Here is a 13,204-nt window from a genome sequence, read left to right as displayed (position 1 = left end):
GCGGTGGCGGTGGCGGTGGCGAGCAGACGTTCTGCACCCGCGAATATGCTCCGGTCTGCGGCCGCCGGCATGGCGAGATGCGTACCTTCCCCAATTCCTGCGAAGCCCGCGCCGCGGACTATCGCGTCGTTGGCGACGGGCCGTGCTGAGAACGCTGCGCCTTGTTGAGGACGACAGGCGTCAAGCCGTCGGCTTCACCTGGCGACAGTAGGCGATGAACTCGGACGCAGGCATGGGTTTGGCGAACAGCCAGCCCTGGCCGTAGTCGACGTCGCGCGCCGCGAGGTAGTCAGCCTGCGCCTGCGTTTCCACGCCCTCGGCAACGATCTTCAGCTTCAGTGTCTTGGCCATGTCGATGATATGCGGGGTGACGGAACTGGTGGCGGAATTCGTGCTGATCGTATCGATGAACGATTTGTCGATCTTGAGCGCATCGAGCGGCAGCCCCTCGAGATAGGACAGGCTGGAATAGCCGGTACCGAAGTCGTCGATTGCCACTGCGTGCCCCATTTCGCGGGCACGAATGAGCGTCGAGCGCGCCGAGTTGATATCGACGAAACCGCGTTCGGTCGCCTCGAGCCAGATTTGCTGCGGCTGGATCCCGGTGTGCTGCAATGCTTTCTCGATAATAGGCAGGACCCGCGCGGTGCCGACATCGGTTGCGCTGAGATTGATGGCGATGTGAAGCGAGCGATCGGCGACCAGGAGCCTGTTCAGGTCGAACACAACCATCGCAATGACCTGATCGGTGATCGCCGTGATCAGGCCGCTCTCTTCCGCCAGCGGAATGAAAAGATCGGGCCGGACCAGGGAGCCATTCGGCCGCTTCCAGCGCACCAGCGCTTCCGCGCCGATGCAATTGCCGGTCCTGAGCTCGACGATCGGCTGATAGTGGACGATGAATTCGTGCTTGCGCACGGCGATCTGCAATTCTCCCGAGGGCGAAAGCCGCCTTCGTGACAGCCACACAACCACGCCGATGATGAAGGCAGCCATGAAGGCGCCGAGCGGGAGCAGCATGAATTGCTGCTTGCGAACGCTGCCCAGGATCTGGCTTGTCGGTTCGGTGGCGACAGCAATCCAGTCCGTCCCGCGCGCGGTGGCAAATAGGAGATCGTCATCGATGCCTTCGCCGGGGCCGGCGATGACCTTCTCGATACGAGCAGGATTCGGGCCGTTCAACGCGCCAAGAAGGATGCCCGTTTGCGTCGTCAAGGCGAGCTGGACACCGGGATCGACGATGACGTCGACAAAGCGTACCGGATCGACAAGGACGTTGTGGTCCCTGTATCGCAGCGCCATCAGAAAATGGTCCTCACTTATCACCGGCTGCATGCGGGCGGTGACGGCCATGCCGTCCCTGGTGGTGAAGTCAGGGGTGGATTGCGCCACGCGCCCTTCGGTCGGTCCCCAAGAAGAGCATTTGAGCAGGCCGTTTTCGAAATAGCCCATTTCTTCGATCGGGCGCGTGCTGATGGTGAGTTGCCGCATACGGGCTATGTGGTCCGCCGAACAGCGGATGCCGGTGAACTGGTCGATCTGCCGCAAAGCGGCGGTGGCATCGTTGAGCGAGATGTCGGCCCTGGCGATGGCGCGGCTGGCGAACAGCCGCAGCCGCTCATGTTCCTTTTGGACGGCCTGGGTCCAAGCGAGATGAAACGTCGCCGCGATGGGCACGATGGCGCCCAGCATGGCCAACACCACCGCCGTCACGATGATGCGCGACCTGTCCATGCGCCTCCTGCCTTCGGGTATGAGCGGCGATCGTGGGTGGTCGCCCGCAACGTCTCGGCCACCAATCGCGGCAGCGGCCCGGTTCAGGCGGATCTTAGGGCCTCGATCTTACGTGAACTTTAATGGAGTCGTGGGCAGCACCGCTGCTCTAAACCGGATAGGCGCCGTCGGCCGGGCCGGCGTAAAGCTCGCAGCCATTGTCGTCGCAGATGCGCAGGCGATCGGGGATTTGCGGCATGGCCAGCGTGTGGAACAGCGCGGTGGCGCCCTGCAGCGCGGCGCGCAGATTCGGCGCCTCCAGCGATACCTTGTCGAGAGTGGCTTCGTCGGCGTCGCGCGACCGGTAGAACTCGATGACGAAATTCAAGCGCGCCTCCGTGGCAGAGCATTGCGCAGGCCTGTCCAGTCAATTCGCCACCTCACAGAGGACGACGGAAAGGGCGCACGAGGCGCGCCCTCCAGTTTGTCAGCCTTTCGACTTCGGCTGCAAGCTGCTCTCCGCCTGCTTGACCGACGAACCGAACGGGGAGGCGGGCTTTGCCACGACCTTGTCCTTCTTCGGCTTGCGTGTCTCGCGGTTGCTACGCTGTTGACCTTTGGACATGTCGTGCTCCTGCTTCAGTGTTGGCTTGGCGGTGGGGTCTCAGACGAGCGGGTTGCTGGCAGCAACGGGGTTGTCGGCAACAACCGGATCGGCCGGTTCGAGATTGTCTTCGGTGGTGACCCGCTCATGGGTCTCCTGCTCGCTGCGGATGCGGTACTGCGGCGAGCCGTCCTTGACCGGCAGCCTGCTCTTGATCTGGAACAGTTCGGCGGTCTTCTGGACGAGGCCGGTGCGGCTCTTCATGCGCACGGTCTGACCGATCGCAAACTGGTGCGCGGGCGTGTCGGTGCGCGGGCGCACATTCTGCTGGAAACGGATCATGCTGCATTCTCCCTGTCGCGCTTCAGCGCTGTTTCGAGTTCGAGGTAATCGATGGCGACAAGCTGGCTGGTGGGCGGGTTTTTCACTGCCCTTGCCGGCAGATGGATGAAGGTCGCGACGCGGCGCCAGGCAAGCCGCGACATGCCCTTGATCAGCTCTTCGTCGTGATCGATGTCGTAGTCGCCGGCCGGCAGCTGCCCTTCCAGTCCGCCGAGCACGAAAGGTGCCGCGAAATGCGCGATGGAGTGGGTTGTGCGGTCCGGCATTGTCTTACCTGTGCAAAGCAGCGGTCCTGAAAACAAAAAAGCGGGGACGAGCCCCGCTTTCCTATTTCCGGCAGTCGCTGGAAATAAGCCGCTTTCGAGAGCTGCCAGTACATCCGTGGTCAGCGTTCATCGAATTCGGCCGGATCAGATCAATTGCAAATTGGCGGCCGACTCGCGGCCCTTGGTGTCACGCTCCAACTCGAACTGCAGCTTCTGGCCTTCGGCGAGCCCGGGGAAGCCGGCGCGCTCCAGCGCGCTGACATGGACGAAAACGTCCTTGCCGCCATCGGTCGGCTGAATGAAGCCGGTCCGGCCATTGTAGAACTTCACGGTTCCGGTGTTCATGTGGATCTTTCGATGAATGAGACATGGCCGCGGAGCGAATATGCCGCGCGCCCGGTATCGAAGATTTGGAATGAGATCGGCGGGTCGAGAACCTCTGACGCCGCGAGATGCCAATTCTGGCCCAAAGCGATCTTCTACAAATAGGCCTTTGTCGCAATTTAATCAAGGCGTTTTAAAATAAAATTGGGCTTCATTCAAAAAAATGCGTGCTGTAATTATCAGAAAAATGATGATACTAATCCATACAATTCAGAAAATTGTTTGAAACTTTGCGGGAACAATTCTCCCGGTATTCTGACTTTTATTATAGATTCAAGAAGGAGATCTCGTGATGTCCGTAATGACGCCAACAGGCACCCCCGTAACGATTACGCCGATCGCAAAACCGGCAATGGCAAAGCCGACCGTTATCCAGTCGCCCCGGCTGACCGTCAGGAGTGACGAGGCGGCAAAGCGAAGGATCGCCGACACCGATGGAACGGTCCGGCGTGCCAGGCAGGTTGCCGAGACCAATCGCCTGATTTGATCTTTCCGCACCGACGAAAGGACGAGACAGCAAGCGAAGCCTTGAACCTGCGGCGCCGATGGCCTAGATCGCCACAGGCGGACAAAACACGGCAGGTTTCCCATCAACAGAGATCAAAGACGAGCGGCGGGTGCAGGAGCCAGGTCTGGCGCAGGCGGACAGCCGCCGCTGGGCCTCGACCAGTATGTGCAGCAGGCGTTGCAACTGCATCAGGCCGGGCGCCGGCAAGAGGCTGAGACGATCTACCGGCAGGTGCTGGCGCGTCAGCCCAAGCACGCCGCCGCCGCGCATTTCCTGGGACTGCTGCTGCACCAGACCGGGCGCAGCGAAGAAGGGCTGGATCTCATCGAACGGTCGGTGAGCCTGCAGCCGACGAATCCCGATTTCCTCAACAATTTCGGTACGGTGATGCGCGACCTCGGCCGCCCTGCTGCGGCCATCGATTTCTTCCGCGGTGCGGTGGATCTGCGGCCGGACCAGCTCGCGGCGCGCGACAATCTCGGCTCATCGTTGAAGCAGGTCGGCCAGTTCGAAGAGGCCGAAGAGCTTTATCGCGGCACGGTTGCACGCAACCCATTTCACGTGCGCGCCCGCATCGGGCTTGCCGAAACCCTGCAGGAAGCCGGGCGGCTGGATGAGGCGCTCGCCGTCTTCCGCGAAGCGCTGGCGATACGCCCCAAGGATGCCGACCTGCTGCACGGGCTCGGCGTCGGGCTGATGGAAAAGGGCAAGCTCGACGAGGCGGCCGACCTGTTCCGGCAGGCGTTGGCGATCAACCCCGTCATGGCCACAGCCTGGCTGATGCTGACGCAAATCAAGCGCCAGAAGGAGCGCGACAGCGAGCTTGGGGGCATGGAAGCCCAGCATGCCAAGGCGCCGCAGGACAGCCTGGCACGCATGCAGCTGTCCTTTGGACTCGGCAAGGCGAATGACGATCTCAGGGATTATGGCCGGGCCTTCGACTATTTCGCCGAAGGCAATGCGATCCGCCGCAAAAGCATCAACTACGACCAGGCCAGGACGCGGGCCGAGTTCGAGGCGATGAAGGCCACCTTCGATGCCGGCTTCTTCGAGAAGCACAGGCCCAGCTCAATCAGCGACGACACGCCGATCTTCATCGTCGGCATGCCGCGTTCGGGCACGACGCTGGTCGAGCAGATCATTGCCAGCCATCCGCAGGTCTATGGCGCAGGCGAGCTCAGCATCTTGAAGAAGGCGGTCGGCAAGCAGTTCCCGGCGACCATGCCGGGTGGCTTCCCATGGGGCGTATCGGATATGGGCGATGCGGATTTTGCCGAGGCAGGGCAAGCCTATCTCGACATGCTGCATGCCCGCTATCCGAACATGCGTCACGTCACCGACAAAATGCCAGGCAACTTCCTGCTTGTCGGCTTCATCCACATGATGATGCCGAAGGCCAGGATCATCCACTGCGCGCGCGATGCGGCGGCCACCTGCCTGTCGATCTACAAAGTGCATTTCCGCGGCGACAGCCATCGCTATGGCTACGATCTCGGCGAGCTCGCCGACTTCCACAATCTCTACACCGACATCATGAAGCATTGGCACACGGTGCTGCCGGGCGTCGTGCATGATGTACGCTACGAGGATTTTGTCGCCGATCAAGAAGGACAGACGCGGACATTGATCGCTCATCTCGGCCTGCCCTGGGACGACGCGGCTCTATCGTTCCACGAGACCGACCGACCGGTTCGCACGGCTTCGGCCGCACAGGTGCGCCAGCCGATGTATCAAGGGTCGGTCGATCTGTGGAAGCGCTATGGAGATCGGCTGAAGCCGCTGCTCGACAAGCTGGATTAGCGCAACGCTATCTAGCTGATCGTGGCCTTAGCGATGGCCTAAGCACCCGCGTCGTCATCCTAGGGTCTTCGCGACGGAGCTTCGCTCCTGCTTCGCCTAGGATGACGAAGCTGAGAGGCTTCTTCTAATCTGCTACCGGCTGCTCAAAGCTCAATGAATGGCTTGAAGCCACCGAAGATCATGCGCTTGCCGTCGAACGGCATGTCCGCCCAATCGGCCTTCAAGCGGGGATCTGCCATCACCTTGGCCATGACGGCATCGCGGCTCTCCCGCGACTCATAGACGGCCCAGGCGAAGACGACGATCTCGTCGTCCTTGGCCTGCACGGCACGCGGGAAGGACGTGACCTCGCCATAGGGCACGTCGTCGCCGATGCATTCGACATAGGCGAGCGCGCCATGTTCCCTCCAGACAGGCCCTGCGAGGTTGGCCAGCTTCTTGTAGTCATCGAGTTTTGCCTTGGATACGGCAAGTACGAAACCATCGACATAGGACATTTTGGATCTCCTCCTGGAAGTTCACAGGGCCTCACCGGCGCCGGCCGGTGAGGGGCTCGGGCCATCGGCGGCAGATCAGGCTTTCTTCACCGGCGCGTTCATCGCCCATTCGACGCCGAACGGGTCGCGCATATTGCCCCACTGATCGCCCCAGAACATGACTTGGAGCGGCACGGCGACTTCGCAGCCGGCATCGACGGCGCGCTTCCACCAGGCTTCGATGTCGTCGCTGCCGAGGTGAAGCTGCATGGTGTAACCCTGCGGCTTGACGGCGGGCATTCCGTTTTCCGGATAGAAATCGGAGAGCATGAGGGTCGAGCCATTGATGTGGAGGTGAATGTGCATGGTGCGGCCTTTTTCGTCCGCCGGGTAGGCAAAGACCTGCTCCGCGCCGAAGGCCTTCTTGTAGAATTCGGCAGCCTTGAAGGCGCCATCCAGCTGCAGATAGGGGGTCAATCCGCCGAGCACTTTGGCCGCGGGCTGAACGGGGGTCTGATCAGTCATTTGTTGTTCCTCTTTGCGTTTGGCCTTGCGAGCCATAGGACGGATCGGACGGCGGCGATCCTACATGGCGGCGAAATTTTTTTGGCGGTCGGCCCTTGATTATCCCGGACAGCCGCGGGCTCGAGCGAGAGGCGTGAAACGAACTTGCGTCGGCGGCGCCCAATCAGAGCGCAATTCTCTCGGCTCGCAGGCTAGAACAGATGGATCACGCGAACGCCTCTTCAACCCCGGGACGACAATGATCCTCTACTATCAAACCCACTCACCCTTCGCGCGCAAGGCGCTTGTCTTCGCCCATGAGGTTGGCATTGCCGATCGGCTGGAGGTCATCCATCATGAGACCAGTCCCACCTTGCGCAACGCCGATGTCTACGCCGAAAATCCGCTTGGCAAGGTGCCGGTGCTGTTGCGGCCAAATGCGTCGCCGATCTTCGATTCCGATGTCATCTGCGCCTATCTCGACACACTGCATGACGGCCGCAAGCTGCTGCCGCAGGACGGCGAGGCGCGCTGGCAGGCGTTGCGGCTTCAGTCGGTCGCCCAGGGCCTCGCGCAGACAGGCATCGCTTTGCGCTGGGAGACAGAAAGGAGACCCGAAAAGCTGCGCTATGGTACTCTCGCCGACGGATACCGGGAAAAGATCGAGGCGAGCTACGACTGGATCGAAAGCGCGCTGGACGACGAGGCACCGCTCCATGTCGGCCACATCGCCTTGGCCACCACGCTGTCCTGGATGGCGTTCCGCCACCTGCCGCCTTTTCGCTCGCGGGCGCGGCTGACGCACTGGTTCGAGGCTTTCGAAAAACGCGTATCGATGCAGGCGACACCGCTTTCAGGTGATACGCATGACTGACTGGCGCCTCGCGAGGTCAGGGGCGGCGGCCGTTCTGCGCGTCGAAGACGTCCGGAAAGCCGATATCCTTGCGCAGCGAGGCCGGCAGCGAAAGCAGGATGCGCTCGCTGCGGTGACGAGCGCGCGCTGCCGCATACCGGGTTGCGACGCGACCGATGGATGAAAGAACCGACATGATAATTCTCCCTGGGTTGGCGCCGGCATCATCGTGTCGGCATCCCAAGGACGCGATGGGCTGAGGCTATCCGACAGACCGTCGAGATTTTTTATCGCGGCGTCTGATGGTCTGTCCGAATGCTGCCGTGCGGACCTACGCAACCCTGAGCGTAGGGATCGCTGAAACATCAACTTCACGCTCTGCGTGCCAAGCATCGAAAGCCGCTTGCATTCGAAGCCAGATCGCGGCGCCGTCGCCGAACAGCTTCCCGAGGCGAGCGGCCACAGCCGGCGAAACCGGCTTCTTTTCGCGGATGATGTCATAGAGCTGCTGCCGGGAGATCCCGAGCAGATTTGCAATTTCCACCTTGGTCTTTCCAGTTGCCGGGATAATGTCCTCAAGCAGCGCTCCCGGGTGGGAGGGACAACGCTCAATAGGACGCGTCGGCTCGTGCACGGTCATAAGTCGAACTTCTCCAGTCTGGCCGCCTCAGTGATATTGCTCGAAATCGACGCGGGCAGCGTCCTTGCCGTCGAACTCGAATGTGATGCACCACGGACCCGTTGACGTGGACCGTGTAGCGGATGGATCGAAGCCTTTCAGCGGGTGGAAATCGAAGCCGGGAAGGTTCATTTCCTCCGGCTTCTCCGAAGCTTCCAGGCGGTCATGCCGGACAAGAATGCGCTTGTGCATCTTGGCGTCGATCTTGCCGGTCTTTCCAGTTTGAAAGAGGTCCGACAGCGCCTTGTTCTTGAAGGACTTGATCATCGATATATGTAAACAGATTGCTTACAAAAAAGGTCTGTAAGCAAATAATTTACATGCCAGTCGACCTCCGTGGCCTCATCCTGCCGTTTCGGCCACTGAGCGGAAGAACTCCTCGGGATCCTCGACTTCAATCAGCCGCCGCTTTTCGATCAGCCAGAAGCGGTTGCCGATGGCGCGGATGAAGGAGCGGTCGTGCGAAGCGAGCACACAGCTTGCCCGATGCGCCAGGAGTTCCGCTTCCAGCGCTTCCTGGCCGTCGATGTCGAGATGGTTGGTCGGCTCGTCGAGCAGATAGAAGTTGGGATCGGCGAGCCTGAGCGCCAGCATCATCAGCCGCGCCTTCTGGCCGCCGGACAGCACGCCGATCTTTTTCTCCTGCATCTCGATGACCACGCCGGCGCCGGCCAGCAAGGACCGTGCGCGCTGCTCGCCGACATCGTAGCGGCGCGAGACCATCGCCAGCGGCGTGTCGTCGCCGCTGATGCCCGACAGCGCCTGATCGCTGTAGCCGAGCACCGTTGACGGCGTCACCTTCACATTCCGCACCGTGTCCGGTTCGACAATGGCATTGCGGATCAGGGTGACGAAGCGCGACTTGCCGACGCCGTTGCGGCCTAGCAGCACGATGCGGTCGCCCTGGCAGATGTGGCGCTTGCCGGTCCGAAACAGCAGCGTGCCATCGGGTGTTTCGACAGCCGCGTCGTCGAGCGTGATCAGCACTTTGGCATGGGTGCCGCGATTGGCCAGTTTTATGGCACCCGCCGACTTCTCGCGATGCGCCGGGTTCGCCGCTTCCTCCAGTTTTTCGGCCCGCTGGCTGAGTTGCCTGGTCTTGACCGTCAGCAGGTCGCTGCCTGAATTGATGCCGATATTGTTGAGCTTGGCCGCCTGCCGGCGCAATTGCTGCGCCACCTTCATGTCGCGCTGGAACTTGCGCTCGGTCGAGGCGTCGACCTCGTCGAGCGCCCGCCTGGCGCGGGAATAGGGCAAGGCAAACATGGGCGACTGTTCCGGGCGCAGGAACAGCGTCCGGTTGGTGGCGGCGTCGAGAAAGGCGCGGTCGTGGCTGGCAATGACGACCGGCACCTCACGCGGCAATGCGTTGAGCCAGATTTCCAACTGGCTGATGCGAGCAAGGTCGAGATGGTTGGTCGGCTCGTCGAGCAGCAGCACGTCCGGATCTGTCACCCAGACGCGGGCGATCAGCGCCAGTCTCTGCCAACCGCCGCTCAGCGCCTGCATTGGCCGCTCGCGCATCGGCTCCGGCACGTCGAGTGAATCGAGAACCACGTCGACGCGCCACAATTCGCTTTCAGCCTGCTCGGGCGGCAAGGCGTCGGCCACGACCTGATGGAAGCTGCGGCTGAGAAGGGCCGGGGCAACGGATTGTTCGACATGACCGACGCGCAGGCCGCGCGTGCGGGTGATGTCACCGGAGGTCGGCTCCATCTCGCCGGTCAGGCATTTCAGCAAGGTCGACTTGCCGCGGCCATTGGCGGCGACAATGCCGAGCCGGTCGCCGGTGCCGATGGTGAGGTCGAGATTGGAAAACAGCGGCGCACTCATGGTGACGCCGAGGGATTTGAGGCTGATCAGGGCCATTTTGATTTCTCTGGTCTTGCCGGAGACAACTCCGGTCCACTTTGACGGTGCGCGTGCTGGCCATCAGGCTCGGCGTTGCAACACCACGAAGGGCAGACCAAAAAATCGAAGCGGGGAAAACCCGGACCGTCCCTGGTCAGCCCTGCAAGCAAGCTCGCAGGGCAGAAATCGGGCCACGCTGACGATGGTGACGATGAAACGTAAACACGTGAGCCCTCCTTTCGAGACGTTCGAGTGTGTGGACTGGCTATACCAAAGGTGGGGCCGCTGGCAAGTGTGTCCTCTGCAGGCCGGCCTTAGTCTCGCGGGCGGATTACCCAGTCACCCTTATTTCCCTGGATTTCCTGCGGTGTCAGGAAGTGAAACTCCATCAGGATCGGTTCTTCCGGTCCCTTGAAGAAATGAAGCTCGGCGTGGGGGAGCACGAGCCGGCGGACAGTTTCAGATACGCTTTCCACCTTATATTCCTCGGCTTGCAGTCCTAGACCTGCGAGGAGCGTCCTGGCGGCCGAAATCGTCATTGCCGGGCTAAAGCCATCGAGATCGATTTGGCTGTTGCCGCTCCATTTCAAAGGCAAAGGCTTGGGCACATCAGGCATGTCCCAAAGTTTGATGCTGATGCGATGGACGCGTGCTCGATTGCGCCTGGTCAAAATGTCGATTTCCAGATCGCCATAACCCAGAAGAAAGCCGCACGGCTGATCCTGATAGACATACAGCCATTTAGGAAAGCCAAGGTGTTTCTCGACCGGACCGAGATCAGTTCCGGCCCGCAAAGGCGTGTCTTTGCTACCTAAGATTAGGGGGAGAATATGGAGTTTGCCTCGCTGTCGCATCGATCAAACCTTGCTTGGCTGGATATCCCGTCGCAGGGAGCATATTCCGCCTGCCCTGACCATTGTGCTACCCAGCTGATTGGGCCCAGCGGATTGATTGAGCTTCACAGGTCAAGGGGCCGGATCAGACAGGTCTCAAGTAACCGCCGGTCACTCCATATTCTTTGTTGAGATCGAGTAGGAAATGCCCGAACACCGCGCTTCTGCCGAGATCGATGACGATCACGAGAAGGGCGTTGAACCTGCCGGTGCCAATCAAAACTTGATCGAACCGATTTTGGGCATCTCGGTAAACATAATGGACGTCGTTCAAATAGGGCACGCCGACTTCGTCCAGATTTAACGCGTCGACATAGGGCCATATGTCTACGACAGCATTCGCCGTCGCGGTGATATTCGTCATCGGCTCGGCAAAGCAAGCCTTGAACTCCTCTTCATCAAGTCTGCGAACGACGACCATCACCTATTCTAAGCGGCGGCATCTGAAATCCGCAACCGATCGCAGGCTCGATGCTGCAGCTTCCTACCGCCCCGGCCTACCTGTCTTTCCCGGCCGACGCTTTTCGCGGCGGGCATCTCCCGCCTCTTCATACGAGCCGATGCCGGCGCGCTGGCGAACGATTGGTTTGCCGTCGCGTTCCTTCGCGCCCCCCTCTGCCCTGCCGGGCATCTGCCCCACTTGGGGGGAGATTGGCTGCGGCTTGGCCGGCACTTTTCCTTCGACCGGTTTTTCCGTCCGCCTGACCGTCATCTCATCCAGCGAGTTCTTCTTGAACAGCGGCTTGGTGGCGTCGCCGGGAATGCCGAAGTCGGAACCGTGCGCCTCTTCGGCCGACTGTTTCTTGAACAGCGAGCGCGACACCGCGCCGGCCGGCGTCGGCATGTCGGTGCCTGGACCCATGTCGTCAATCGAGGGTTTCGAAAACAGCGGCTTTTTCACCGGTATGGCGCCATCGGCGCCCATCTCGTCGAGATCAGGCTTGCGGAACAGGTTGGGCCGGGCAGCCTTGGCCGCCTCTTCGGCGGCACGAGCTGCGTCGAGCTTGCGGAAACGTTCCTGTTCCTCTGCTGTACGATGTTTCGCCACGCCCTTGTTGTGCTTGCCCTTTTCGCGGCCGGAGGCCGGGCTTTCCATGTCGGCGTATTTGGCCAGCGGGTCTTCGGAGATGGACAGTTCCATCTCCCGCAGGCGCTTGATCTCGTCGCGGATGCGGGCCGCCTTCTCGAAGTCGAGATTGGCCGCGGCATCGCGCATCTGCTTTTCCATCGCGTCGAGATGGGCCTTGAGGTTGTTGCCCATCATGGCGCCGGCACTGTCGGTGAACTGCGAGATGTCGGCGCGGACATGGTCTTTCTCGTAGACCGAATCCAGGATGTCGGAGATGCGCGACTTGACCGATTCCGGCGTGATGCCGTTGGCCGCGTTCCACTCCACCTGCTTTTCGCGGCGGCGATTGGTCTCGGCCATCGCCCGCTCCATCGAGCCGGTCACCTGGTCGGCATAGAGGATGACCTTGCCGTCGACGTTTCTGGCGGCGCGGCCGATGGTCTGGATCAGCGAGGTTTCCGAGCGCAGGAAACCTTCCTTGTCGGCGTCGAGAATGGCGACGAAGCCGCATTCGGGAATGTCGAGGCCTTCGCGCAGCAGGTTGATGCCGACCAGCACGTCGAAGGCGCCGAGGCGCAGATCGCGCAGGATCTCGATGCGCTCCAGCGTGTCGATGTCGGAGTGCATGTAGCGCACGCGGATGCCTTGTTCATGCAGATATTCGGTCAAATCCTCGGCCATGCGCTTGGTCAGCACCGTCACCAGCGTGCGGTAGCCGGCCTTGGTGGTGTCGCGGATTTCGCCAACGACATCGTCGACCTGGGTCTTGGCCGGGCGGACCTCGACCGGCGGATCGATCAGGCCGGTCGGGCGGATGACCTGCTCGGCGAAGACGCCGCCGGCCTGCTCCATTTCCCAGCCGCCGGGGGTCGCCGAGACGGCGACCGAAAGCGGACGCATGGCATCCCATTCCTCGAAGCGCAGCGGCCGGTTGTCCATGCAGGACGGCAGACGGAAGCCGTATTCGGCCAGTGTCGCCTTGCGGCGAAAGTCGCCGCGATACATGCCGCCGATCTGCGGCACGGTGACATGGCTTTCATCGATGAAGACCAGCGCGTTGTCGGGAATGTACTCGAACAGCGTCGGCGGCGGATCACCCGGCTGGCGGCCGGTGAGATAGCGCGAATAGTTCTCGATGCCGGCGCAGGAGCCGGTGGCTTCCAGCATCTCGAGGTCGAAGCGGCAGCGCTGTTCCAGCCGCTGCGCCTCAAGCAGGCGGCCGGCCCGCTCGAGTTCGACCAGCCGGTGCTTGAGCTCTTCCT

The 13,204-nt window shown here is 61.4% G+C and carries 18 protein-coding genes and 1 pseudogene; 4 read left to right on the top strand and 15 right to left on the bottom strand.

Annotated elements, in window-relative coordinates; all coding sequences use genetic code 11:
* Nucleotides 1-149: pseudogene (locus tag EN749_RS38850) on the top strand (peptidase); the annotation flags it as partial.
* Between the two features lie 31 nt (nt 150-180).
* On the opposite strand, the gene EN749_RS18650 reads toward EN749_RS38850, so the two are convergent.
* The 6 genes from EN749_RS18650 to EN749_RS18630 form a co-directional block, all read right to left on the bottom strand.
* Nucleotides 181-1,734 (bottom strand): EAL domain-containing protein, encoded by a 1,554-nt coding sequence (locus EN749_RS18650; RefSeq protein WP_127809538.1) that lies wholly within the window; start codon nt 1,732-1,734, stop codon nt 181-183.
* A 148-nt stretch (nt 1,735-1,882) separates the two neighbouring features.
* The gene (locus tag EN749_RS18645; protein ID WP_127294949.1) at nt 1,883-2,101 is read right to left on the bottom strand and encodes a hypothetical protein; all 219 of its coding nucleotides are present in this window, start codon (nt 2,099-2,101) and stop codon (nt 1,883-1,885) included.
* A 99-nt stretch (nt 2,102-2,200) separates the two neighbouring features.
* The gene (locus EN749_RS37750; protein ID WP_189367587.1) at nt 2,201-2,338 is read right to left on the bottom strand and encodes a hypothetical protein; all 138 of its coding nucleotides are present in this window, start codon (nt 2,336-2,338) and stop codon (nt 2,201-2,203) included.
* 39 nt (nt 2,339-2,377) lie between these two features.
* Entirely contained in the window at nt 2,378-2,659 is a 282-nt protein-coding gene (locus tag EN749_RS18640) for a hypothetical protein (RefSeq protein ID WP_128363676.1), read from the bottom strand.
* Nucleotides 2,656-2,925 (bottom strand): hypothetical protein, encoded by a 270-nt coding sequence (locus EN749_RS18635; protein ID WP_128363675.1) that lies wholly within the window; start codon nt 2,923-2,925, stop codon nt 2,656-2,658. The genes EN749_RS18640 and EN749_RS18635 overlap by 4 nt, the downstream gene beginning before the upstream one ends.
* Before the next feature lie 144 nt (nt 2,926-3,069).
* Nucleotides 3,070-3,270 carry a cold-shock protein gene (locus tag EN749_RS18630; RefSeq protein ID WP_127323162.1) on the bottom strand — a complete coding sequence of 67 codons (201 nt, stop codon included), beginning with the start codon at nt 3,268-3,270 and terminating at the stop codon, nt 3,070-3,072.
* A 331-nt stretch (nt 3,271-3,601) separates the two neighbouring features.
* Here EN749_RS18630 and EN749_RS18625 point away from each other — a divergent pair, with 331 nt between their 5' ends.
* Nucleotides 3,602-3,796 carry a hypothetical protein gene (locus tag EN749_RS18625; protein WP_027039372.1) on the top strand — a complete coding sequence of 65 codons (195 nt, stop codon included), beginning with the start codon at nt 3,602-3,604 and terminating at the stop codon, nt 3,794-3,796.
* A gap of 198 nt (nt 3,797-3,994) precedes the next feature.
* Nucleotides 3,995-5,617, top strand: coding sequence for a tetratricopeptide repeat-containing sulfotransferase family protein (locus EN749_RS18620; RefSeq protein ID WP_245491451.1), 1,623 nt, complete (start codon nt 3,995-3,997; stop codon nt 5,615-5,617).
* 143 nt (nt 5,618-5,760) lie between these two features.
* On the opposite strand, the gene EN749_RS18615 is transcribed toward EN749_RS18620, so the two are convergent.
* Together EN749_RS18615 and EN749_RS18610 are read right to left on the bottom strand one after the other, a co-directional pair.
* On the bottom strand, nt 5,761-6,114 hold the full coding sequence (locus EN749_RS18615; protein WP_128363673.1) for a DUF1428 family protein: 354 nt from the start codon (nt 6,112-6,114) through the stop codon (nt 5,761-5,763).
* Nucleotides 6,115-6,189: 75 nt separating this feature from the next.
* Nucleotides 6,190-6,618, bottom strand: coding sequence for a glyoxalase/bleomycin resistance/extradiol dioxygenase family protein (locus EN749_RS18610; protein ID WP_127268665.1), 429 nt, complete (start codon nt 6,616-6,618; stop codon nt 6,190-6,192).
* Between the two features lie 238 nt (nt 6,619-6,856).
* Between EN749_RS18610 and EN749_RS18605 the strand changes: the two genes are divergently transcribed.
* A complete protein-coding gene (locus tag EN749_RS18605; protein WP_128363672.1) occupies nt 6,857-7,471 on the top strand; it encodes a glutathione S-transferase family protein in 615 nt (204 codons plus the stop codon).
* Between the two features lie 16 nt (nt 7,472-7,487).
* Here EN749_RS18605 and EN749_RS18600 read toward each other — a convergent pair whose 3' ends face one another.
* The 7 genes from EN749_RS18600 to EN749_RS18570 form a co-directional block, all read right to left on the bottom strand.
* Nucleotides 7,488-7,646 (bottom strand): hypothetical protein, encoded by a 159-nt coding sequence (locus EN749_RS18600; RefSeq protein ID WP_127268662.1) that lies wholly within the window; start codon nt 7,644-7,646, stop codon nt 7,488-7,490.
* Nucleotides 7,647-7,781: 135 nt separating this feature from the next.
* Nucleotides 7,782-8,090 (bottom strand): HigA family addiction module antitoxin, encoded by a 309-nt coding sequence (locus tag EN749_RS18595; protein ID WP_127268663.1) that lies wholly within the window; start codon nt 8,088-8,090, stop codon nt 7,782-7,784.
* Nucleotides 8,091-8,117: 27 nt separating this feature from the next.
* Complete coding sequence (locus EN749_RS18590; RefSeq protein ID WP_128363671.1) at nt 8,118-8,396, bottom strand: type II toxin-antitoxin system RelE/ParE family toxin; 279 nt, start codon at nt 8,394-8,396, stop codon at nt 8,118-8,120.
* 75 nt (nt 8,397-8,471) lie between these two features.
* A complete protein-coding gene (locus EN749_RS18585) occupies nt 8,472-9,998 on the bottom strand; it encodes an ABC-F family ATP-binding cassette domain-containing protein (protein ID WP_128363670.1) in 1,527 nt (508 codons plus the stop codon).
* 296 nt (nt 9,999-10,294) lie between these two features.
* Nucleotides 10,295-10,834, bottom strand: a complete 540-nt coding sequence (locus EN749_RS18580; RefSeq protein WP_128363669.1) for a hypothetical protein — start codon at nt 10,832-10,834, stop codon at nt 10,295-10,297.
* Nucleotides 10,835-10,958: 124 nt separating this feature from the next.
* Entirely contained in the window at nt 10,959-11,294 is a 336-nt protein-coding gene (locus tag EN749_RS18575; RefSeq protein WP_128363668.1) for a hypothetical protein, read from the bottom strand.
* Between the two features lie 63 nt (nt 11,295-11,357).
* The coding region (locus tag EN749_RS18570) for a helicase-related protein (RefSeq protein WP_189367585.1) at nt 11,358-13,204 on the bottom strand (1,847 nt) is incomplete at its 5' end.

This window comes from Mesorhizobium sp. M7A.F.Ca.ET.027.02.1.1, from assembly GCF_004022985.1.
Taxonomy (GTDB): domain Bacteria; phylum Pseudomonadota; class Alphaproteobacteria; order Rhizobiales; family Rhizobiaceae; genus Mesorhizobium.
Note: the sequence above shows the minus strand (reverse complement) of the source record. Positions and strands in the feature narration are given on the sequence as shown.

Excerpts from the sequence above, each read along its gene's own strand:
- EN749_RS18650 (WP_127809538.1), bottom strand. The coding sequence starts at position 1,734 with ATGGACAGGTCGCGCATCATCGTGACGGCGGTGGTGTTGGCCATGCTG.
- EN749_RS37750 (WP_189367587.1), bottom strand. The coding sequence starts at position 2,338 with ATGTCCAAAGGTCAACAGCGTAGCAACCGCGAGACACGCAAGCCGAAG.
- EN749_RS18640 (WP_128363676.1), bottom strand. The coding sequence starts at position 2,659 with ATGATCCGTTTCCAGCAGAATGTGCGCCCGCGCACCGACACGCCCGCG.
- EN749_RS18635 (WP_128363675.1), bottom strand. The coding sequence starts at position 2,925 with ATGCCGGACCGCACAACCCACTCCATCGCGCATTTCGCGGCACCTTTC.
- EN749_RS18630 (WP_127323162.1), bottom strand. The coding sequence starts at position 3,270 with ATGAACACCGGAACCGTGAAGTTCTACAATGGCCGGACCGGCTTCATT.
- EN749_RS18625 (WP_027039372.1), top strand. The coding sequence starts at position 3,602 with ATGTCCGTAATGACGCCAACAGGCACCCCCGTAACGATTACGCCGATC.
- EN749_RS18615 (WP_128363673.1), bottom strand. The coding sequence starts at position 6,114 with ATGTCCTATGTCGATGGTTTCGTACTTGCCGTATCCAAGGCAAAACTC.
- EN749_RS18610 (WP_127268665.1), bottom strand. The coding sequence starts at position 6,618 with ATGACTGATCAGACCCCCGTTCAGCCCGCGGCCAAAGTGCTCGGCGGA.
- EN749_RS18605 (WP_128363672.1), top strand. The coding sequence starts at position 6,857 with ATGATCCTCTACTATCAAACCCACTCACCCTTCGCGCGCAAGGCGCTT.
- EN749_RS18600 (WP_127268662.1), bottom strand. The coding sequence starts at position 7,646 with ATGTCGGTTCTTTCATCCATCGGTCGCGTCGCAACCCGGTATGCGGCA.
- EN749_RS18595 (WP_127268663.1), bottom strand. The coding sequence starts at position 8,090 with ATGACCGTGCACGAGCCGACGCGTCCTATTGAGCGTTGTCCCTCCCAC.
- EN749_RS18590 (WP_128363671.1), bottom strand. The coding sequence starts at position 8,396 with ATGATCAAGTCCTTCAAGAACAAGGCGCTGTCGGACCTCTTTCAAACT.
- EN749_RS18585 (WP_128363670.1), bottom strand. The coding sequence starts at position 9,998 with ATGGCCCTGATCAGCCTCAAATCCCTCGGCGTCACCATGAGTGCGCCG.
- EN749_RS18580 (WP_128363669.1), bottom strand. The coding sequence starts at position 10,834 with ATGCGACAGCGAGGCAAACTCCATATTCTCCCCCTAATCTTAGGTAGC.
- EN749_RS18575 (WP_128363668.1), bottom strand. The coding sequence starts at position 11,294 with ATGGTCGTCGTTCGCAGACTTGATGAAGAGGAGTTCAAGGCTTGCTTT.